Genomic DNA, 23,147 nt, shown 5'->3' on the forward strand with positions numbered 1-23,147 from the left:
GATTATTTTCCTTCTTCAGATATATCCAATCCCTGTTTCACACGGCGGTAAGCGGTCAAAATTAAAGCCAGATTTGCCAACCAAAAGAGCCAGCTTAAATAGGTTGGTAATTCGCTGAAATAAGCATAGGCTAAGCCCAATGCACCTATTAAAAATGCACGGTCGCTTTTACCTAGCGGCCCATCATAGCGACGACCATTACCATGCACTTGTCCTAATACCCCACAAAATTCCGTCATCATCGCCAAGAAAATAAATGCAATCACCGATTCAGCGGAGAACGGTGATACAAAGGCAAAGGGTAAATAAAGGGCTGCATCGGCAACCACATCGGTAATCTCATTTAAATAGCCACCTAAGGCAGATTTTTGATTAAACTCCCGCGCCAACATACCATCCATTGCATTCAAGGCCATGCGCAGAAATAACCAAATCGGCAACAGATAAAAAAGCTCAGAAATGGAAGCAAAAAGGGTAAGAATTGCGCCTAAAATAAGCGAAAGCCCACAAGCGAAAAGTGTTACCTGATTGGCAGTAATACCGCGTTGCTCAAGACGTTTGACTAACGGACGCAACAGGTTTTGAAAGGCAGGTTTAAGTTGGTAGATGCTCATAATTTATGCTCACTCTAACTAAAAGCTTACTAATTGATTATATCCAAATCCTTTACTTAAAACTATGATGTATAAAAAATAAACCCAATCTGGCATACCAAATTGGGTTTTCTCTTTTGCAATTTATGTGGGCATTATTCTTCGTTGCCATAGTCTTTTGGCAGAAGAGATTTACCATCTAAATAAGCCTCTCCATCCCTCTCTCTTTGGCAGCTGGCGTTAAAATATTCATATATCCCCTGCAAGCAAGATTAAATCTGCTTCAACCGCCTCAATTTGAGAGGCAATCGCTTACTTATCTAGATTGGGCCCTTTTCTTTAACCAATTTCTCAATCAGTTTTGTTTCTTTAGTTTGCTCACCAGCGCTCAGTTTACGGCATTGAGCGGTCTCTTTTGTATAGGTATTAAAATTTGTCATCCTTGTTGGGCCTTTCATTTTAATCTTCATATCCAAATGATTACCACAGTCACTACAAGATGAAACAAACTCCTTATCGAATTCTTTTAATTCTGGTGATTGTTCAATGATTTTTGCGACTTGTGGTGAATGGGCGGCTTTAAATAGACGATCGGTAAAATCATAACCCAACTTATCATCATTAACCTGCCATTTGGCCTTTGCCTGTAATAAATAACGCATTCGACCTTCTTGTGTATCGATCTGAGAGATACCACGCATCAGCACAGTTTGATCCGCGCGATAGGTAATATAATCAATATGCTCAACGGGTAAGGGGGCTTTTGCAGCAGGTTTAACATGACAAATCCAATCACCCACCAACGCTTTTTCCTGTTCAGTTTGATGATGTGCTGTTGCACATCCCGATAGCAATACAGCGACAAGACTACCCAATATTAACTTTCTCATAAGATACTCCTCTTATAGACCGTAGAGATAACATTCATCACAACAAAGTAAGGATATTGTAGTTCAATCCGGAATATGTAAAAGGCGGCAGTTACATAAATCATCACTCTCAAATTCTGATATTTCACCTGCAACCTTATTCGGAATTGGGAATAAGCGTACAGTTAGTGGTTTATTTAAGCGAAATGCCATTGTTCCTGTATCGCGCATAATAGCGGCAATGCTTTCTGCCTTGACATCTCCCGCCACTGGGACTGTATCTAAACCGATACCACATACTGCACTATAAGTCAGTAAAGCTCTGATATCAAAATAGTGTTTTTGTGTACCTTCGGCTAAACCTAAATCTTCTGTTACCGCCAACATCAATCCAGAAAACCCAACCAATGGCACGTGTTGGATTGATTTAAACACTTTTGTCAATAAAGCAGAAACTTCTACTGAACCAGCCGCACCAAAATATGGCAATCCCATTAATTCATAAACTTTTGTCATGGATGCACAATTTTTCGATGGCGCCGCTGAACTATCAATGCCTGCAAATTCAAATTCGCCCGACAATTTGACCGCACTTAACATATCTAGTATTTCATCTACATGATATTGCAGAGCCTGCGACATAGCTTGATAGCAATCTGCATAAAATTGATTATGAGTAGACTTTGGTACAGATTTTAATACTTCGACTAATAAATCTGGTGTTTCTAAACCAATAACAAAACTGTTTGGCAAATGACTTAGATGATAACCGGCGGGGAAATAAGGAATAAATGGCTTGCAGTTAAAATTCACAGTAAAGTTAAAATTACCTTCGCCACGTGGTATGATGTTTGCAATTTTTTGCACGGCATAAACAGATTGCTCGATAAGTTCATTATCTAACACGCCATTTTCATCTAATGGCACATTGACACAAGCATTACACAAGTCACCATAAGCTGCGATTAACTCTGGCAATAACGCAATTTCCTCTTTATTTCTCGCCGTACCTATTGCAAATCGAATACGAATTCCACTTTCATTAAATTTATTCAATAACTCCGTTAAATACTGCAAATCTGCTTTTGCTGTCTGCAAATTGGTTAAATCCAAATATTCCCCAAAAGGATTGGTAATGACCCGAATCGATTGCAAGGTATAACCAGCTTTCTGCACAGCTGGCAATAACAAATCCACATCACGTTTCACCGAATAAAGGGCGCTTTCCCATTGCGATTTATCTTTATGTAATGTCAGAAAAAAACTGATTGTGCGAAGACGACATAATTCTTTATTTTTATAATCCATGCGATTCCTTAACATTAAATTGGGTTTTCTCTTTTGTAATTTATGTAGACATTATTCTTCGTTGCCATAGCCTTGTGGCGGGAGAAGTTTACCATCTAAATAAGCCTTTCCATCCACCTCTTTTAGGCGATCAGCACAGAACCAAGCAATGACTAACGGATAATAACTATGTTCTTGTTCTTGCACACGCGCAATCACATCCTCAATTTCATCTTCAGGAAAAATCGGGACTTTTGCTTGTAGAATAATCGAGCCACCATCGACTATCTCATTAACAAAATGAATCGTCATACCATGCTCTGTCTCATCATCGGTCATCGCACGTTGATAAGTATCTAACCCTGAATACTTTGGTAAAAGTGACGGATGAATATTAAGAATTTTCCCTGCAAAACGTTGTGTAAATGCTGGCGTTAAAATATTCATATATCCCGCAAGTACGATTAAATCAGCGCCAACCGACTCAATTTGAGAAGCAATAGCCTGATCCATGGCTTGATGTGTTTCATAAGCTTTACGTTCAAAAACAAAACTTGGAATGCCCGCTTTTTTTGCGCGTACTAATCCATAGGCATCTGCGTTATTGCTGATTACTGCGCAAATTTTCCCTGAAATTTGACCGCTTGCACATGCATCAATCATCGCCTGTAAATTAGAACCTTCGCCTGAAATCAATACGACAATATTTTTCATAACACCCTTGTAATAAAAAATAAGCGGCAAATTGCCGCTTATTATTCTTAAACAAATTATTTTGCATAAACTGGTAAGCGTTTGCAAATTGCTAACACTTTTTCTTTAGTCGCTGCAATCACTTGCTCTTCGTTTTCTTTACCTAATGCATCTAAAACATCACACATCCAGCCAGCTAACTCTTTTGAGTCTGCTTCGTTAAAACCGCGGCGTGTAATTGACGGGGTACCAACACGGATACCTGATGTCACAAATGGTTTTTGTGGGTCATTTGGTACCGCATTTTTATTTACTGTGATGTTTGCTTTACCTAATGCGGCATCCGCTGCTTTCCCTGTTAAGCCTTGTTTAATGAAACTTACCAAGAATAAGTGGTTTTCTGTGCCATTTGAAACAACATCATAGCCACGTTGTTTAAACACTTCTACCATTGCTTTAGCATTCTTAATCACATTTTGTTGGTAAACTTTGTATTCAGGCTCTAATGCTTCTTTAAAACAAACTGCTTTTGCCGCAATAATATGAACTAACGGGCCACCTTGGTTTGCTGGGAATACAGAAGATTGTAATTTTTTATAGATTTCTTCATCACCACAAGAAGAAAGAATTAAACCGCCACGTGGGCCACCTAATGTCTTGTGGGTTGTAGTCGTTACTACGTGTGCATATGGTAATGGATTTGGATATACACCTGCTGCAATTAAACCCGCAACATGTGCCATATCTACGAATAAATATGCACCAACTTCGTCTGCAATTTCACGCATTTTTTTCCAATCAACGACTTGAGAATAAGCGGAAAAACCTGCCACGATCATTTTAGGTTTGCATTCAAGCGCTTTTTTCCGCACATCTTCATAGTCAATAAGACCATCTGCAGTAATACCATAAAGCACTGAATTATAAATTTTGCCAGAGAAACTCACTTTTGCACCGTGTGTTAAGTGACCACCGTGAGCTAAATCCATACCTAAAATAGTATCGCCTGCATTGATTAACGCGCCATAAACCGCTGCATTGGCTTGAGAACCTGAATGAGGTTGCACGTTTGCATAATCTGCACCGAATAATTCTTTTGCACGATCAATAGCTAATTGTTCTACGATGTCAGCATATTCACAACCGCCATAATAGCGTTTACCAGGATAGCCTTCTGCATATTTATTGGTAAATTGAGAACCTTGCGCTTCCATTACTCGCGGGCTAGCATAGTTTTCAGATGCAATTAGTTCAATGTGCTCTTCTTGACGACGATTTTCATCAACAATCGCTTGCCATAAAATTGGGTCATAATCTTTGATATTCATGTTTGCTGTAAACATTGCTGGTTCCTCTTAAACTAATAAATTCCGCGTAAACGTTTGCGTACCTTCTATTCTACGCATTTTTTTCGTATTTTAATATCTTTTTCTAAAAAAAGCCCTGTTTAAATCTTCATAATCAATATGAATAAATCTAATACAGGGCTGTTTTATTATGAATTATTTCACTTCACGAATCATGATTTCTGAAGGAATCACACTACCTTGCCAGTAAAGTTGTGATGCGACTTTCGCCGCTAACTCTAAATATGCTTGGCTAATTTCGTTGTTAGGATCTGCTGCTACCGTTGGTGTACCCGCATCTAAATCTTGGCGTAAGCGAATGTGTAATGGTAATTTACCTAACACCTGCGTGCCATATTTATTTGCGATTTTTTCTGCACCACCTGTACCAAAAATATCTTCGTGGTGGCCACAATTGCTACAAATATGAGTACTCATATTTTCCACCACACCTAATACTGGCACAGAAACTTGTTTAAACATTGAGATCCCTTTAATGGCATCGATCAAGGCAATATCTTGCGGGGTAGTCACCACAATTGCGCCAGTCACTGGAATTTGTTGTGACAGTGTTAATTGGATATCACCTGTACCCGGTGGCATATCGATAACTAAGTAATCTAATTCATTCCACCATGTTTCGTTTAATAGCTGGCTTAATGCGCTGCTTGCCATTGGACCACGCCAAATAGTTGCGTTATCTTCTGGCATTAAATAGCCAATAGAGTTAGATTGTAAGCCAAAAACTTCAATCGGATTGATATGTTTGTTATCTGGTGAGAATGGACGTTGATCTTTTGCACCTAACATATGCGGAATAGATGGGCCATAAATATCCGCATCTAAAATCCCTACCTTCGCGCCCTGTGCTTTTAATGCTAAAGCTAAGTTCACAGAAGTCGTTGATTTACCTACGCCACCTTTACCAGAAGTTACCGCAATAATGTTTTTCACACCATTAACTGCTGGATGGCTATTTGCACGTTTTAACGTTGCAATTTGGTATTGTAAAATCCATTTAATCTCTGAAGCCCCTGTTATTTCACGCAGTTTGCTTTCTGTTGCTTGTTTAAGCGCTTCAAAGCCAGTATTCCAAGCAAATGGCATCACAAATTCTAAGCGTAAAATCCCCATACCTAATTCTGCTTTTTTGAAAGCATTGATGCTAATCAAATCTTTCTCAAGCGTTGGATGGGTAAAGTTTTTAAAGAGAAACTGAATGTCACTCAATTGTTGTTCAGTTAGTTGGTTCATTGCTGTCCTTATCGTTTTCTAATCGTTGACGGGATAAATCTTTACTATAAATTACTTCACTTGGGTTAGTCATTTCAATACCTAAAAGGGTGGGTTCTACTTTTAACCAAGTTTGATATTGAAACATCGGTAAAATCACAACATCCTCTTCTAACCATTGCGTAATCTGGCGAATTAAGGCAGTACGCGCTGGCTCACTTAATGTTCGATTTTGTAATTGTTCTAATGCCTTATCGACCTTTTCATTACGGTAGTGGGTTTTATTGTCTGCACTCGCAGAATGATATTTCCACAAAAAAACAGCTGGATCAGGATAATCCGCGCACCAACCTGCACGAATTAAGTCAAAATCTTTCTCTGCATGTTTTGCTAATAAGGTTTCAAAATTGACCGCTTGTGGCTGAATATAAACTAAATCCGACTCACCTAACGTGCGAAGCATCTTACTTGCTATCGCACCATGTTGCCCCTGTTCATCATAAGTTAATCTTAATTTCAAAGGCTTTTCCACACTTACACCAGCTTGTGTTAGCAATCGCTCAAATACAGTAGGTTGCCACTGGCGCTCATTCTCGCCATTCATCTGTTTGGGCAAAATGGCATCATTAAAAATACCGTAGGGCGTGCTGATTCTTGCCGAATGAATCTTCATTTTTAGCGCTTGGCGCACTTCTTTTCGACTAAGTTGCGGGTGCGCAAAATTAAATTCATAGAAATAAGTACAAAGCCGAGGCAAAGCCACATTTGCCTGTAGCGAAGAAGCGGGCACATTTTCGACCAAATCATTGTTAGCAAACGGCTGATTAGGCGCTAATAAACGATATTCTACCGTAGAAAATGGCGTTTCAATTTGTCGAGTGGCCAGAATAATTTTATGTGGTTGAATCTCATCAACAACATAGCTGGCATTCGTTGGAAATTGTGCCAAAGCACTTGGCTTTTCACCTTGATAAGTAGGTAATAAAGCCACATGTGCTAACATTTTTGGTAATTCACTATTAGGTTTTTCTAAAACAATTTTTAATGTATTCGCATTCACAGCTTCTACACCAAGCGCATTTGCAGGTTTCTCACCTAAAACAACCGCTTGTGCTTGTTTTATTCCCGTAAAAATCAAATATGCGCTAAGTGGAGAATGCGGTTTCTGCTGCGCCAGCCGTTGCCAACTCAACACAAAATCAGATGCACTCACCGATTCGCCATTCGACCAAGTCGCTTTTTCATCTAAAATAAACAGCCAAGTGCGATTATCTTCTGTAACCCAGTTTTGAGCAACCGCCGGTACGATATTGCCTTTGGTATCAAAAGCAGTTAACCCAACAAACAGATCGCGCACTAATGCCCCTTCGCTATTATGCGTTACCCAATGTGGATCTAATACAAAACTTTCTGCATAAAACGCCCGCCTTAAAGTATGCGCTTTATTTTGCGTTTGTTGCATTTCTGCTATCTGTTGTTTTTTTTCAGGAGAAGTGTTGAGCTTATCGCAGCCCGTTATCACCGATATACAAGCGGTCAAAATCATCACAAATTTTACCAATTTGCGATCAAAAACGTTGCGATTTATTCGTTTTTTGCTCATTAAGCCCAACTCTCCTATAACATTGCGCTATTATACGAGATAAGCGAATAAACAAAAACACCTAAAGCCCAAAGGGTTTTAGGTGTTTAATATTACTTAAACTTAGTGATTTGCTGTATTCGCAGAAAGAGATTCTAAAAACTCTTCACTGATATCAATAGATGCACGTTCACGCAGATCTTTCATAAAATCATCACGTAAAACAGAGCCTTCTTCTCGATTGAATTGCGCAATCAACGGTTGGAATTCAGCTAAAGTACCATCAGTTACGCTATCTAATGCCACAATCGTAATATCGCCTTCTTTATTGCGAGATTGCGCAAAAGTTGCTTTATCTGCTGGTTTTGGCATTGCAAATAAAGTGTTTGCTAATACTGCATCTTCAATTTTTGCTTGAGCATAAACGAAAGTTTTTGCTGGCGCAAAATTCACGTTGACAGACTGGCCTTCATTTAATGCTTTCACATCACTTTCTACTTTTGCTAATAAAGCATGTTCTGCTTTTTGACGTTTAACCGCTGCTTCCACCTCTTTAGCTGCTTGCTCAAACGTTTTCACGCTAGAAGGCTGGTAGTCACTTACACGGACAATTAAAGTCGCAGGCGTGTTATCACGGCTTACATCAAAGGCCTCAGAGTTTTGCCCACTTTGACGTAAATCGCCTTCAAATAATGCTTTAATCACTTTATCATTTGCTAATACAGCAGGTACATTTTCACGGCTAAATGCTTCGGTTTTTTGTACTGTTAAACCTGCATTTTTCGCTACCACCTCTAATGAACCACTATTTTCTACCGCATCATTTGCCATTTGGCTTGCGACTGAAGAATAAGCACTGTCTTTTAATTGTGATTGAAGTGTAGCAACAATTTGTGCTTTAACTTGCTCAAGTGGTAATACGATTTCTGCTTTACGATCTAATAATTTGATTAAATGATAATTGCCATCCACTTTAATCACAGGGCTAACTTTACCAACAGTTAATACATCCGCAGCGTACTCAAAAGCCTCCGGATAAGTTCCTTTAGCTGCCCAACCTAAATCACCGCCATTCCCTGCTGATAATTGATCTTGCGATTTTTCTTTTGCTAACTGAGCAAAATCTGCACCATTTTGTAAAGCTTGCGCAATTTCATTTGCTTGTGCTTCATCCGCTACTTGAATATGCGCTAAACGACTTTCACCACGTATTGTGAAAGCATCGCGATTTTTCGCATAATCATCTTCAATTTGTGCATCTGTTAATGTCGCTTTATCCTTTACCGCTTCAGGTGTTAATAACACATATTCTACGGTAACCTTTTCAGGGTTCATTAAAGTTGCTTTATGTGCATCATAATAGGCTTGTAATTCTTGCTCAGAAGCGGTCTGTTTTTGTGCTTCATCTGCAATAGAAAAGGTTGCGATGCGCGCTTGACGTTTTTGCAACAACCATTTTGCCATTTGAGTTTGTTGTGCAGGCACAGTAAAGTGACTTACTAAAACACCCTCTTGGATTTGATCAAATAAAATCCCTTGAGCAATCATTGCCGCATAACCATCTGCAGTAACTTGTGCATTACGTAATGCTGCTAAATAAAGATCGTTATTGAACTTACCATCTTGTTGGAACGCAGGATTACTTACGATCGTTTTCTTGATTTGATCCGCTCCCACACCTAATTTTAATTCGTTAGCGTATTGACGGAACAATTCATTATCAATCAAACCGTCAAGGACAGATTGGTTAAATTGCGCTGCAAATTCTGGATTATCTAATAAATCCCATGCTTTTTCGCCTTGTCGGTTCACTAAATCCGTTTGTTGACGGTTTTTCACTTGTTGGAATTGCTCTTGAGAAATTTCAACACCATTAACTTTTACCGCATAATTACTGCGGCCAACCAAGTTTGTTCCAATCCCGCCTAATACAAACGAAAGCATTACTAAAGTAAATACAAATTTAAAAACTGGACGGTTCGTCCAGTCATTCCATCTTTCAATCATTCAATCAATCCTATCTTGCACGGAAATAATATAAAAATTAGCGGAATTATACTGTAAAGTTGCCTATTCTCAAACGACAAATTAATACAAAGCCTATGCGCTTTTTGCAAAATTTCTCTCAAATTCAACCGCTTGTTATGCTTTTTTCTTTTCATTTTTAACAAAATTTGATTTAATTTCTTCTCTAATCTGCCTTTTATCATGAGGAATTACCATGGGTATTTATGCCTATCTCTGTTTTCTTTCCGCTCTCTCGATTTTACTCGGCTTTATTACCAGCAAAATCAGCGCCAAAGTGCAATCTACGATTGCCATTACTGCTGCTGCGATGGTTTGCTCACTTTTAGTCTGGATTCTCGGCTCACTTGGTTGGTTTAAAATTGATGAAATCGCAAAAAGCGTGATGGAGCAAATTGACTTCAAAAGCTTCCTACTTAACGGGATTTTAGGCTTCTTACTCTTTGCCGGCTCATTAGGTGTTAAATTACCAGTGTTAAAAGATCAAAAATGGGAAATTACCACCTTTGCTCTCTTCTCAACACTGGCATCAACCTTCTTTATTGCCATTATTATTTGGGCTTTTGCTAATCTTATTGGTTTACCAATTGATTTTATTTATTGTGTGGTTTTTGGTGCCTTAATTTCTCCAACCGACCCGATTGCCGTATTGGCAATTATCAAAAACTTACGCGCCCCAAAACGATTATCTATGCAAGTTGAAGGCGAATCACTTTTCAATGATGGCGTAGGTTTGGTTATTTTCGTGACGGTTTTTGCTGTTGCTTTTGGCGGACAAGAAGCGACATTTTCTGGCATTTCAAGCTTATTTTTGCATGAAGCTATCGGTGGGATTTTATTCGGATTCGTGCTAGGTTTTATTGCACATATTCTCATTTCTAGCACGGATGATGGTTCTTTAGAAATTCTTATTACGTTGACTATTCCAACGGCTGGCTTCATGTTTGCGAGCAATATCTTACACGTTTCTGGAGCTTTAGCGATGGTAGTTGCAGGTATCATGATTGGTAACTGGACTCGCCGTTCTGGCTTCTCTGAACAGAGCCAACGTTATTTAGATCACTTTTGGGAGATGATTGACCATTTCTTAAACTCGTTACTCTTCTTCCTTATCGGTTTTGCGCTTCTCTTGGTAGATTTTAATATTTACGGCATTGTGTTAATGATTGCTGCTATTCCAGCTTGTTTAGCTGCACGCTATTTAAGTTTATGGATTCCCTTTAAAGTGATGCAACAATTTAGAACATACAACCCTTACACCTTAAAAATCATGACTTGGGGTGGCTTACGAGGTGGTTTGGCACTAGCCATGGCGCTTTCTATTCCGAGCAAAACAGCCTTTGCCGGCGATATTGATGTTAAAGATATTATTTTGGTGATGACCTATGCGGTAGTAATGTTCTCGATTTTAGTACAAGGCTCAACCATTGAACCGAGTATTCGTAAATCAAAAACCGTTGACCCAAATAGAGAAGCTTATTTGCAACCAAGCAAAAGTTCACATTAAAAATGCAAATTTTAGTTGAAATTTAACCGCTTTATCTTTAAAATTTTGGCTTCCTGTCCTCGCTGAGTTAGAGATCGGCGAGTGATGTATTATCAACCCTTAACAAAAAGGAAAATAACATGTCTCTAAGCGTAGAAGCAAAAGCGAAAATCGTTGCTGAATTTGGTCGTGATGCAAAAGATACTGGTTCTTCAGAAGTTCAAATTGCATTATTAACAGCACAAATCAACCACTTACAAGCACACTTTGCTGAGCACAAAAAAGATCACCACGGTCGTCGTGGTTTATTACGTATGGTTTCACGCCGTCGTAAATTATTAGACTACTTAAAACGTACTGATCTTGCTAAATATTCAGAAACTATTGCACGTTTAGGTTTACGTCGCTAATTTCAGAATTAATGAAAACCGAGCTTTGGCTCGGTTTTTTTATGTGTAATGATTATGGAATTCCAACATCTTAAACTTTTCATTGATTTAGCCCAAAGCCGTAGTTTTATCCGCACAGCAGAAAAAAACTATATGAGTGCTTCAACGCTTACCCGCCAAATTCAACAAATTGAAGAAAAAATCGGGCAACCACTATTGATCAGAGATAACCGCCAAGTGCATTTAACCGATGCTGGCAGAAAATTCTTAGAATTTGCCAATCAAAGCTGGGCGCATTGGCAACAATTTCAGCATCAATTATCAAGTAATCAAACGGAATTAGAGGGCGAACTCAAGCTTTTTTGCTCGGTGACGGCAACTTATAGCCACCTGCCTGCAATTTTAGAGCGCTTTCGTCAACGCCATCCAAAAGTAGAAATTAAGCTTAATACAGGAGATCCCTCGCAAGCATTAAGCAATGTACAATCTATGCAAGCTGATCTTTCGCTCGCAGGCAAACCTGAATCGCTACCTACCAACATTGATTTTCACTATATTGATGAAATTAAACTCTCACTGATTGTGCCACGTATCGCTTGTGCCGCAACGCAATTATTGCAACAGCAGCCAATTAACTGGCAAGAAATGCCATTTATTCTGCCACTAGATGGCCCTGCTCGAAAACGTATTGATCATTGGTTTAAAACCCAGAAAATAAAATCTCCAAAAATTTATGCTACTGTTGCAGGACATGAAGGTATTGTCCCAATGGTTGCGCTTGGTTGTGGTGTTGCCCTACTACCTGATGTCGTTATTCAACATAGCCCAGCTAACAGCCAAGTCTCTTATTTTCACTTACCCGTTCCGATTGAACCGTTTGAGCTTGGTGTTTGTGTCCAACATAAACGCTTACAAGAACCTGTGCTCAATGCTTTTTGGAAATTGCTTTCTAAATAGCAACAAGCGGTAGAATTTGCAAATTATTTTGCAAATTCTACCGCTTAATATCATAGATTATCTGACTACTTAATGTATTGTTTTACACCTGGTAAAAGAAGATCTTTAACCTCTTCTAGCTCTAAATATACAGAACCTTGATTTCTGCCTAAATAAATCCCAACACCAGTATTAGTTAATGACATATATAGATCATCTTCAATAGAAAAATGCTCCCCACCATATATTCGATTCTCCGATTCTATTTTTTTCTCGAAAAGTACTTCTAACTTTTTCTTATTTGCTTTTGGAAAGATATCGATAAACGTTGCTCTTTTCTTTTTCACTAAATCAAAAGTCGCCTCAAATTCATAGTCCTCAGAGACATTTCCATATTCAGGATACCAGTCCCAATTTTGAAAATTAAACGTAACAAATTTTGAAAATTGACCAACTAGCTCAACCTTAACTTTTTCACCAATAGATCCAGGTGTAGTACAACCTTCTTCAAAAGAATCATTCTTAAATTTCTTTTCTAAAGCCTTAACTGCATCAGTTCTTGTCAGTAAAGATTTGGGTTCAACATTTAAGATATATGAGAATAAAATGCTATCAAGCCAATCAATATTAGTTCTATCCATAGTTACAGAAATAGTAAAAATATTTTCATATTTCTTTTCATCACAATGATTTAGTAAATTAACTACTCTACTTTTCTCAAATAATATGTCCTTTTTTGTGCTTATTTTGGGAATATTTGTAGAGGCTAGATTATCTTCGGCTGGCTTTAATGTAGCTGCCTTAGCAGAAAGTGATTCTGCTCTCTCTTTATTTAAATCCATTAAACACTTCTGCTTATTATCGCTAATTTCGCAGTTTTTATTACGGTTGACTAACCACGCTTTTTGAGCTTCTTCAAAAGCTAACGCTTTTTCAGGATCTGCTTTTTGATAGTTTGCATAAATAGCATTATAAGATTTAGTAATTTGTTTTTTATAAACATCTGAAGCTTTTTCTGCACAAAGTTCAATAATACCATCCGTTGATGCTCCAGCTTTATCTAAACAAGCTTGGTAAGGGTCACTTTCAGCAAATGCTGAAGTTGATAATGCTAACGTAGAGAGGAGGAAAATTTTTTTCATAGTTAATTCCTTTTAGTTGATTTGGGTTTTCTTTAAGATTTTCATTTCAGGTAATTTGACTTCATATTCAAATTTTTTACTTGGCATTGCATTACCATCATTTTCAGCGTATTCGCTACTCACTATTGAAATTATACCGATTTCTTTTTGGGTTACTTTTTCAATAAAACGTGGGTTAATTTCAGAATTTAAAGTAAATAAATCATATTCTTTAGGTTCAGTAATAGAGATGTAACCATTTTTCATTAAAGCTGATGGACCAAAATAAACTGGTGTTAATTTCGCAAAATTGGTACCACTACCACCATCACAATCGCCATAATAAATAACAACATAAGAAACTATGCCATCTTCTTTATCTTCCTCCATTAAAAAAACATTTTTATCAGGAGATTTTCCAACAAGAGGAGTAACTTCGCAATAAACTGCATTACCAAATCCCATAGCTTTTTGATAAGCTATTTTGACTTGTTCGGTATGAGTATGTGCATGAACTAAAGAAGATAGTGAAAATAATGTAAGCGCAAGAAAGGATTTTTTCATAGAATTTTCCGTAATTAGATGAAATAGTTTAGCTATCATACTAACTAATTATTTTTTGCAACTTACTTTCAATATGATTTTATATCCTGTCAAATTAGAAAATAAAACCCGTTAATAACGGGTTAAATAATTAAACAAAAAGCGAGAGCCTAAAACTCTCGCTTTTTCACTTTTATTATAGAAACTTATAAAATTTCTTTTGCTTTAGCCACTACGTTTTCAACAGTGAAACCGAAGAGTTTGAATAATTCATTCGCAGGTGCAGATTCACCAAAGCTATTCATACCCACGATCTTACCTTCAAAACCAACGTATTTATACCAGAAATCAGATAACTGTGCTTCAATCGCCACACGTTTAGTTACCGCTTTAGGTAATACTGCTTCACGGTATGCTGCATCTTGTTTATCAAACACATTGGTGCTTGGCATTGAAACTACACGGACTTTTTTACCTTCAGCTTCAAGCACTTCAGCTGCTTTAACCGCTAACTCAACTTCAGAGCCTGTTGCAATGAAGATTAAATCTGGTGTACCCGCGCAATCTTTTAAGATATAACCTCCACGAGCAATATCTGCTAGTTGTGCAGCATTACGTGGTTGTTGTTGCAGATTTTGACGTGTAAAGATTAACGCACTTGGGCCTTCTTTACGTTCAATAGCTGCTTTCCACGCTACTGCAGATTCCACTTGATCAGCTGGACGCCATGTTTCAAGATTTGGAATATAACGTAATGATGCGGTTTGTTCTACCGGTTGATGGGTTGGGCCATCTTCACCTAAACCAATTGAATCGTGCGTATAAACAAAGATTGAACGTTGTTTCATTAACGCCGCCATACGTACTGCATTATGAGCATATTCGTAGAACATTAAGAAGGTTGCACCGTAAGGAATAAAGCCGCCATGTAATGCAATACCGTTCATAATGGCAGACATACCGAACTCACGCACACCGTAGTTGATATAGTTACCATCTACATTATGATCAGCACGAATTGGTTTTGAACCAGACCATAAGGTTAAGTTTGAACTTGCTAAGTCTGCTGAACCACCAAGTAATTCTGGTAATACGTGTGCATAAGCTTCAATTGCGTTTTGTGATGCTTTACGGCTTGCAATCGCTGCTGGATTTGCTTGTAATTTTTCAACAAACGCTTGGCTTTCTTGTGCCCAATTTGCTGGTAATTCACCGCTTACACGACGTTTAAATTCTGCTGCTAATTCAGGGTATGCTGCTTCATATGCTGCAAATTTAGCATCCCATGCGCGCTCTTGCTCTGCACCTTTTGCTTTAGCATCCCATTGTGCATAAACATCTGCAGGGATTTCGAATGGTGCATAAGTCCAATTTAATGCCTTACGAGTTAATTCAATTTCTTCATTACCTAATGGCGCACCATGACAATCATGTGATGCTGATTTATTTGGAGAACCGTAACCAATAATAGTTTTACAAATAATTAATGTTGGACGATCTTTTTCTGCTTTTGCATTCTCAATAGCAAATTTGATTTGTTCCGCATCATGACCATCAACATTGCGGATAACTTGCCAGCCATAAGCTTCGAAGCGTTGTGCAGTATCATCTGAGAACCAACCATCAACATGACCATCAATAGAGATATTGTTATCGTCATAGAATGCGATAAGTTTGCCTAAGCCTAAAGTTCCAGCTAAAGAACAAGCTTCATGCGAAATACCTTCCATTAAACAGCCATCACCTAAAAACGCGTAGGTGTAATGGTCAACAATTTCATGACCCTCACGGTTAAATTGACCTGCTAAAGTTTTCTCAGCAATTGCCATCCCAACCGCATTGGTAATACCTTGGCCTAATGGACCTGTTGTGGTTTCAACACCTGGTGCATAACCATATTCTGGGTGGCCTGGGGTTTTTGAGTGTAATTGGCGGAATTGTTTTAAATCTTCAATAGAAAGATCATAGCCGGTTAAATGTAATAAGCTATAAATTAGCATTGAACCATGACCATTAGACAGAACAAAGCGGTCGCGATCTGCCCATTTAGGATTGGTCGGGTTATGTTTTAAGAAATCACGCCATAAAACTTCGGCAATATCTGCCATTCCCATTGGCGCGCCCGGGTGACCTGAGTTCGCTTTTTGTACTGCATCCATACTTAAAACACGAATTGCATTCGCTAGTACTTTACGTTCTGCCATTGTAATCTCCTCATCGAAAATGACTGTTTTTGATTAGTTATGATTGTAATAGATTTCAAAAGAAAACTCAAAACAATCAGCCCGTTTGTAATTCAACTCACAAACTACGTCTCACCGAAACAAGCGGTGAGTTTTTATGATTTTTTTACCAATTAAAGTTTATTTAAATACTGCCCAAACTGGAGAGTGATCTGATGGTTTTTCCATTGCACGAATCTCTAGATCAATCCCCGTTTCTACACAGCGCTCCGCCAGTGATTTTGATGCTAATATCAAGTCAATTCTTAATCCACGGTTATCATCAAAACCTTTTGAGCGATAATCAAACCATGAAAATTTATCATTAGCCTGTGGATTCATTTGGCGAAATGTGTCAACCAGACCATAGTCATATAAACGCGCTAGCCACTCACGTTCTTCAGGTAAAAATGAGCATTTACCATCGCGCAACCAACGTTTACGGTTTGGCTCACCAATGCCAATATCTAAATCGGTTGGGCTAATATTCATATCGCCCATAATAACAATTGGATGACTTGGTTTTAATTCAGTTTCCAAATAATGTTGTAAATCTGCATAAAATTTAGCTTTTGCTGGGAATTTAGTTTCATGGCTACGATTTTCCCCTTGTGGGAAATAGCCATTTAATACGGTTAATACCCCAAATTCAGTTTCAATATCAGCCATAATCATACGTTTTTGAGCATCAGGCTCATCATTTGGAAAACCTCTGCGCACAGCAAGCGGTGCTTTTTTAGTAAGCAGCGCTACACCATAATGCCCTTTTTGTCCATGATGAAAAATATGGTAGCCTAAATTTTCAACTAAATGATGTGGAAACTCTTCATCAGCCACTTTGATTTCTTGTAAACCAATCACATCTGGCTGATGTTTATCAATAATAGCTTCTAATTGATGTGGTCTGGCACGTAATCCATTGATATTAAAAGAGATAAATTTCATTTTTTCCTTAAGTGAGAAATGGATAATAGCCTTATGCTATTATCCATATGTGTAAAGATTAGAGAATCATTGCCGCAATCCAACCAAACACTAATAACGGAATATTAAAGTGTAAGAAAGTTGGCACAACAGAATCCCAAATATGATCGTGTTTACCGTCTGCATTTAAGCCTGAAGTTGGCCCTAACGTAGAATCGGATGCTGGAGAACCCGCATCGCCTAGCGCGGCTGCCACCCCAACAATCGACATCGTTGCTAACGGTGAGAAACCAAAAGAAACACACAGAGGCACATAAATAGAAGTAATAATTGGCACTGTCGAGAAAGAAGAACCGATACCCATCGTAATTAACAAGCCAACAACTAACATCAACGCTGCAGCCATTTCTTTCGATGTAATCGCATCTTTTAGGCTTTCAATTAACTGCATTACTCCGCCTGTTGAATTAACAACGTTTGCATAACCAGAAGCTGCAATCATCACAAAGCCAATCATCGCCATTAAGCGTAAGCCTTGTTGGAAAATATCATTACTCTCTTTAAGTCTAAATACGCCACCTAATGCGAAAATCACTAAACCAACTAAACCGCCCATTACAGTCGAATTTGTGGCTAATTGTACGCTACAAGTCGCTAAAATGGCTGCTACGCTCACGCCAATATGATAAGGCTTCACGCGTGCAACACGTTGAGCAATATCTTCTGATGTCGGTTCAGGCGTATTTTCAAGATAAGTGCGTGGTTTACGATAAGAAACAAAAAACGCAAATAACAACCCAGCCACCATCCCCAATACTGGCACAGACATCGCTTTAGTCATTTCAGCTGTTGTAGCCACCACACCATATTGTTCACCAACTTGGTTGATATTTTTCACTAAAACACTTTCTAAGAAGATCTGACCAAAGCCTGCAGGAATAATCATATACGTTGCTGTTAAACCAAAAGTGAGCGCACAAGCGACCGCTCTGCGGTCCATTTTTAATTGGTTCATGACACTTAACAGTGGTGGAACAACAATTGGAATAAAGGCAATATGGATTGGAATTAAGTTTTGTGACGACATAGAAAACGCCACTAACACAAATAAAAGAATATATTTGAACCAAAAGACTGAACGACCAGATGGGCGTTTACCAAAACTTTGAATAATTTTAAACGCCAGTAAATCGGTTACCCCAGATCTCGATAACGCCACCGCAAACGCACCAAGCACTGCGTAGTTCATCGCTGTTTCTGCACCGCCACCTAATCCGCCAGAGAAATTTGTAATCGTAATTTTTAACGCATTAAAAAGCGTCAATAACGCTGATTGATCAACGGCAGGTTGATAGTGCCCAAGCACACCGCAAGTTAATGCGGCAATAATTAACGAAATAACCACGTTAACCCTCAGCAAACTGAGTACTAAAAGCACAATAATCGAAAGCACAACATCATTTGATAACATGATAAACCCTCGTAAATAAAGACAATACCTTAATGTAACGAAAAATGAAGGCAAATCAAGCCTTTTTTCTCTTTTGTAAAACTTTTTTGATTTCTGACCGCTTGTAGTAACACGCGCTCAACAAAAACATATAAACTGAAAATAAAACCCCTGTTTTTATTGACAGCTCAACCTTATCAATTATACTGTTTTTCCATTCAGTTATTTTAGGAATTTTAATATGACACAAGCAACCATTGATATTCGTTTAGCCAATATGCAAAAAATGGAACAACACAAATTTAATCGCCTGTTAGCTATTTTACAAACCGAAGTAGAAAAAGCGTTTTCTGATGCTATTGTACGAGTTCGCCCTTCTCAATCTATGAGCGATGTCTCGGTATTTGGTTTAGGAAAAAATGGGAAAAATGAAGTTGTCGCATTTCTTGAAAACTTATTTAACGAGAGTTCTGCCTTTGATGATCTCAATGAAGATTATTATTAACGATTAAAAAATCATCAAAAATATCCTTTTGAACAATTTTTTCTCTTTTCCCTCTTGAAAAAGACTTGACAAACGCCATTTATTGCATCGTTGAAACGGTAAGCACTTCCGTTCGATACCGATTATTAAAATTTTAACGAGGTAATAAATATGAATTTTGAAAAATTTACCACTAAATTACAGGAAGCCTTAGCTGAAGCCCAATCTTTAGCCGTAGGCAAAGACAATCCTTATATTGAGCCAGCCCATTTACTTTATGCGTTAATAAAGCAAGAAGGCAGCTCAATTGCACCGCTTTTTACCGCATTAAACATTCAGCCAACAAAACTGATTAGCGAATTAGAGAACATTTTAAACCGCTTGCCGACCGTGCAAGGTAGCAATAATACACAGTTATCACAACAACTAGCTCGATTATTAAACCAAGCTGATAAGCTTTCACAACAATTCAATGATAGCTTTATTTCATCAGAATTATTTGTGTTAGCCGCACTTGAAGATAACGGTGATTTAGGAAAATTATTCAAACAACTTGGCTTAACCAAAGAGAAAGTTGCACAAGCGATTAGTCAAATCAGAGGGGGAGATAACGTGAATACACAAAATGCAGAAGAAACTAGACAAGCACTTAAAAAATATACGATTGATTTAACCGAGCGTGCAAAAGCCGGGAAATTAGATCCGGTTATTGGACGTGATGAAGAAATCCGCCGTGCTGTACAAGTATTACAACGCCGTACCAAAAATAACCCTGTTTTAATTGGTGAACCTGGTGTAGGTAAAACTGCGATTGTAGAAGGGCTAGCACAACGTATTGTTAATGGTGAAGTGCCAGAAGGCTTAAAAAATAAACGTGTACTTTCATTAGATATGGGTGCCTTGATTGCTGGGGCAAAATACCGTGGCGAATTTGAAGAACGTTTAAAAGCAGTATTAAACGAACTTGCTAAAGAAGAAGGACAAGTGATCCTCTTTATTGATGAAATCCATACCATGGTTGGCGCCGGTAAAACTGATGGTGCGATGGATGCAGGTAACTTGTTAAAACCAAGCCTTGCACGTGGTGAATTACACTGCGTCGGTGCAACGACTTTAGATGAATACCGCCAATATATCGAAAAAGATGCAGCACTTGAACGTCGTTTCCAAAAAGTATTAGTAGATGAACCAACGGTTGAAGATACAATTGCGATTTTGCGTGGCTTAAAAGAACGTTATGAGATCCATCACCACGTTCAAATTACTGACCCTGCGATTGTCGCAGCTGCTACACTTTCTCATCGTTATATTAGCGATCGTCAATTACCAGATAAAGCGATTGACTTGATTGATGAAGCGGCTTCTAGCTTACGTATGGAAATTGATTCCAAACCTGAGCCATTAGATAAATTAGAGCGCCGTATCATTCAATTAAAATTAGAACGCCAAGCCTTACAAAAAGAGGAAGATGAAGCAAGCCGTCAACGTCTTGCAAAACTTGATGAAGAATTGGCAGCAAAAGAACGTGAATACTCTGAATTAGAAGAAGTATGGAAAGCGGAAAAATCTGCATTACTGGGAACACAGCACATTAAAACTGAGTTAGAAAACGCACGTATTGCAATGGATCAAGCTCGCCGTGAAAATAACTTTGAGAAAATGTCAGAGTTACAATATGGAAAAATTCCAGCACTTGAAAAACAATTGCAAGAAGCGGTAAAACGTGAAGAGGAAGGAAGCGAAAATCACTTACTTCGCACTAAAGTCACTGATGAAGAAATCGCAGAAGTGCTTTCTAAAGCAACAGGTATTCCTGTTTCAAAAATGATGGAAGGTGAGAAAGAAAAACTCTTGCGTATGGAAGAAGTTTTACATAGCCGTGTAATTGGACAAAATGAAGCGGTTGAAGCGGTTGCTAATGCCATTCGTCGTAGCCGTGCTGGTTTATCAGATCCAAATAAACCAATTGGTTCCTTCTTATTCTTAGGACCAACCGGCGTGGGTAAAACTGAGCTTTGTAAAACGTTAGCTAGCTTCCTATTTGATGACCCTGATGCAATGGTGCGTATTGATATGTCAGAGTTTATGGAAAAACATAGCGTTTCACGCTTAGTGGGTGCACCTCCAGGTTATGTTGGTTATGAAGAAGGTGGTTACTTAACAGAGGCGGTTCGTCGTCGTCCATATTCTGTGGTTTTACTTGATGAAGTGGAAAAAGCACATCCTGATGTCTTTAACATTTTATTACAAGTGCTTGATGATGGTCGCTTAACCGACGGACAAGGCAGAACTGTTGATTTCCGTAATACTGTAGTGATTATGACTTCAAACCTAGGCTCTCACTTAATCCAAGAAGCGCCAGAGGCAAGTTATGCCGAAATGAAAGCCTTAGTGATGTCAGTGGTAGGGCAACACTTCCGTCCAGAGTTTATTAACCGTATTGATGAGACTGTGGTCTTCCACCCATTAGGTCAAGAACACATTCGTGCAATTGCGCTCATTCAATTAGAACGCTTAATTAAACGCATGGCAGAACGTGGCTATGAAGTTACTGTTACTGACAATGCTATCGACCATATCGGCAAAGCTGGTTTCGATCCATTGTTTGGTGCACGCCCATTAAAACGTGCTATCCAACAAGAACTTGAAAACCCACTTGCACAACAAATCCTTGGCGGTAAATTATTACCAAATCGCCCAGTTGTAGTGGATTATAAAGATGAAAAATTAGTGATTGAAAACCACTAAACCTAAAACAGCAAAAGGGAGCGAAAGCTCCCTTTTTTTATATCGATATTTCAACCTACAAGCGGTTATTTTTCTTCAAAATTTTACCAATACTTGAACCTAACGTTCTAGCCCTAAATGTTGCTTATAGGCTTGTAAAGTGTTTTGCATCAGCATGGCAACCGTCATTGGACCTACCCCACCAGGAACTGGGGTGATAAAGCTTGCACGTTGCTGGGCTTCTTCATACGCCACGTCTCCTGTTAGTTTTCCCTCACTGTTACGATTGATGCCGACATCAATCACAATAGCGCCCTCTTTAATCCATTCTCCAGGAATAAAATTCGGTTTACCTACCGCCACAACTAAAATGTCAGCTTGGCGTATATGACTAGCTAAATCTTTAGTAAAACGATGTGTGACGGTTACTGTGCAACCACCAAGCAACAACTCCATCGCCATCGGGCGCCCAACAATATTTGATGCCCCAACGACTACCGCGTGTTTACCATACAAATCTACGCCCGTAGTTTCTAATAACTTCATGACCCCATAAGGTGTGCATGAACGAAGTGTTGGAATACGTTGACATAACCGCCCTACATTGTAAGGATGAAAACCATCTACATCCTTATGCGGAACAATGGCTTCAATCACCTTGGTTGAATCAATTTGTTTTGGTAATGGTAATTGCACCAAAATACCATCAATGCTTTCATCTTGATTCAGCTGTTCAATGAGCGTTAACAGCTCAGCTTCACTGGTTTGCTCCGGTAAATCGTAAGATTTAGAATAGATACCAATTTCTGCACAACTTTTACGTTTATTGGATACATAAACCTCAGAGGCTGGATCAGAGCCCACTAAAATTACCGCTAATCCTGGTGCTCTTGCACCTTTAGCTACTTGTTGTGTAATTTGCTCAGCAATCGCAGATTTCATCTCTTTTGCTAATGCAGTTCCCGAAATAATTTGTGCAGTCATCTTTCTCTCCGAATCGTCATCAGAAAACGTTTGCGTTATTGTCGCAAAAAAAAGAAAAATTAGTAAGCAAATTTTAAAACCGATTAAATATACGCCGTTTAACTCAATTCCGAGAAAAAAAATTTGACGAAAAATCTCTCATCCTATAATATGCCTCTCACTTATCGGCGAGTAGCGCAGCTTGGTAGCGCAACTGGTTTGGGACCAGTGGGTCGTAGGTTCAAATCCTATCTCGCCGACCACTCTTTATTTT

The 23,147-nt window shown here is 38.6% G+C and carries 19 protein-coding genes and 1 tRNA gene; 6 read left to right on the plus strand and 14 right to left on the minus strand.

Annotated features, from left to right (window positions below):
* Positions 1–2 precede the first annotated feature (2 nt).
* From HSP_RS0105735 to HSP_RS0105770, 8 genes are all read right to left on the minus strand, one after another.
* Positions 3–614, minus strand: a complete 612-nt coding sequence (locus tag HSP_RS0105735) for a CDP-alcohol phosphatidyltransferase family protein (RefSeq protein WP_007525936.1) — start codon at positions 612–614, stop codon at positions 3–5.
* Positions 615–913: 299 nt separating this feature from the next.
* Positions 914–1,483: a hypothetical protein gene (locus HSP_RS0105740; protein ID WP_007525967.1), complete on the minus strand. Its 570-nt coding sequence runs from the start codon at positions 1,481–1,483 to the stop codon at positions 914–916.
* 63 nt (positions 1,484–1,546) lie between these two features.
* On the minus strand, positions 1,547–2,770 hold the full coding sequence (locus HSP_RS0105745) for a DUF711 family protein (RefSeq protein ID WP_007525934.1): 1,224 nt from the start codon (positions 2,768–2,770) through the stop codon (positions 1,547–1,549).
* Positions 2,771–2,821: 51 nt separating this feature from the next.
* Positions 2,822–3,463: a phosphoribosylglycinamide formyltransferase gene (gene purN / locus HSP_RS0105750; RefSeq protein WP_007525955.1), complete on the minus strand. Its 642-nt coding sequence runs from the start codon at positions 3,461–3,463 to the stop codon at positions 2,822–2,824.
* A gap of 56 nt (positions 3,464–3,519) precedes the next feature.
* Positions 3,520–4,785: a serine hydroxymethyltransferase gene (glyA, locus tag HSP_RS0105755; RefSeq protein ID WP_007525974.1), complete on the minus strand. Its 1,266-nt coding sequence runs from the start codon at positions 4,783–4,785 to the stop codon at positions 3,520–3,522.
* 159 nt (positions 4,786–4,944) lie between these two features.
* Entirely contained in the window at positions 4,945–6,042 is a 1,098-nt protein-coding gene (gene apbC, locus HSP_RS0105760; RefSeq protein WP_007525925.1) for an iron-sulfur cluster carrier protein ApbC, read from the minus strand.
* Positions 6,026–7,624 (minus strand): peptide ABC transporter substrate-binding protein, encoded by a 1,599-nt coding sequence (locus HSP_RS0105765; protein ID WP_007525963.1) that lies wholly within the window; start codon positions 7,622–7,624, stop codon positions 6,026–6,028. Before HSP_RS0105765 ends, apbC begins: the two co-directional genes overlap by 17 nt.
* A gap of 102 nt (positions 7,625–7,726) precedes the next feature.
* Positions 7,727–9,610 carry a SurA N-terminal domain-containing protein gene (locus tag HSP_RS0105770; protein ID WP_007525952.1) on the minus strand — a complete coding sequence of 628 codons (1,884 nt, stop codon included), beginning with the start codon at positions 9,608–9,610 and terminating at the stop codon, positions 7,727–7,729.
* A gap of 214 nt (positions 9,611–9,824) precedes the next feature.
* Between HSP_RS0105770 and HSP_RS0105780 the strand changes: the two genes are divergently transcribed.
* From HSP_RS0105780 to ilvY, 3 genes are all read left to right on the plus strand, one after another.
* Entirely contained in the window at positions 9,825–11,135 is a 1,311-nt protein-coding gene (locus HSP_RS0105780; protein WP_007525948.1) for a cation:proton antiporter, read from the plus strand.
* 119 nt (positions 11,136–11,254) lie between these two features.
* Positions 11,255–11,524 (plus strand): 30S ribosomal protein S15, encoded by a 270-nt coding sequence (gene rpsO / locus HSP_RS0105785; protein WP_005597777.1) that lies wholly within the window; start codon positions 11,255–11,257, stop codon positions 11,522–11,524.
* Between the two features lie 54 nt (positions 11,525–11,578).
* Positions 11,579–12,460 (plus strand): HTH-type transcriptional activator IlvY, encoded by an 882-nt coding sequence (gene ilvY / locus HSP_RS0105790; RefSeq protein ID WP_007525961.1) that lies wholly within the window; start codon positions 11,579–11,581, stop codon positions 12,458–12,460.
* Between the two features lie 65 nt (positions 12,461–12,525).
* On the opposite strand, the gene HSP_RS0105795 is transcribed toward ilvY, so the two are convergent.
* From HSP_RS0105795 to HSP_RS0105815, 5 genes are all read right to left on the minus strand, one after another.
* Positions 12,526–13,581: a lysozyme inhibitor LprI family protein gene (locus tag HSP_RS0105795; RefSeq protein ID WP_007525969.1), complete on the minus strand. Its 1,056-nt coding sequence runs from the start codon at positions 13,579–13,581 to the stop codon at positions 12,526–12,528.
* A gap of 12 nt (positions 13,582–13,593) precedes the next feature.
* Entirely contained in the window at positions 13,594–14,124 is a 531-nt protein-coding gene (locus HSP_RS0105800) for a hypothetical protein (protein WP_007525950.1), read from the minus strand.
* A gap of 185 nt (positions 14,125–14,309) precedes the next feature.
* Entirely contained in the window at positions 14,310–16,307 is a 1,998-nt protein-coding gene (tkt, locus tag HSP_RS0105805; protein ID WP_007525972.1) for a transketolase, read from the minus strand.
* Between the two features lie 159 nt (positions 16,308–16,466).
* Positions 16,467–17,270 carry an exodeoxyribonuclease III gene (gene xthA / locus HSP_RS0105810; RefSeq protein WP_007525938.1) on the minus strand — a complete coding sequence of 268 codons (804 nt, stop codon included), beginning with the start codon at positions 17,268–17,270 and terminating at the stop codon, positions 16,467–16,469.
* A gap of 58 nt (positions 17,271–17,328) precedes the next feature.
* Positions 17,329–18,720, minus strand: a complete 1,392-nt coding sequence (locus HSP_RS0105815; RefSeq protein WP_010129375.1) for a Na+/H+ antiporter family protein — start codon at positions 18,718–18,720, stop codon at positions 17,329–17,331.
* A 220-nt stretch (positions 18,721–18,940) separates the two neighbouring features.
* Between HSP_RS0105815 and HSP_RS0105820 the strand changes: the two genes are divergently transcribed.
* Positions 18,941–19,204, plus strand: a complete 264-nt coding sequence (locus HSP_RS0105820) for a DinI-like family protein (RefSeq protein ID WP_007525959.1) — start codon at positions 18,941–18,943, stop codon at positions 19,202–19,204.
* 150 nt (positions 19,205–19,354) lie between these two features.
* Positions 19,355–21,931 carry an ATP-dependent chaperone ClpB gene (gene clpB, locus HSP_RS0105825; protein ID WP_010129376.1) on the plus strand — a complete coding sequence of 859 codons (2,577 nt, stop codon included), beginning with the start codon at positions 19,355–19,357 and terminating at the stop codon, positions 21,929–21,931.
* 99 nt (positions 21,932–22,030) lie between these two features.
* Here clpB and folD read toward each other — a convergent pair whose 3' ends face one another.
* Positions 22,031–22,894 carry a bifunctional methylenetetrahydrofolate dehydrogenase/methenyltetrahydrofolate cyclohydrolase FolD gene (gene folD / locus HSP_RS0105830; protein WP_010129377.1) on the minus strand — a complete coding sequence of 288 codons (864 nt, stop codon included), beginning with the start codon at positions 22,892–22,894 and terminating at the stop codon, positions 22,031–22,033.
* Positions 22,895–23,059: 165 nt separating this feature from the next.
* Between folD and HSP_RS0105835 the strand changes: the two genes are divergently transcribed.
* Positions 23,060–23,136, plus strand: a tRNA-Pro gene (locus tag HSP_RS0105835).
* Positions 23,137–23,147: the final 11 nt, after the last annotated feature.

The sequence above is a fragment of the Haemophilus sputorum CCUG 13788 genome (genome assembly GCF_000238795.1).
Lineage (GTDB): Bacteria > Pseudomonadota > Gammaproteobacteria > Enterobacterales > Pasteurellaceae > Haemophilus_A > Haemophilus_A sputorum.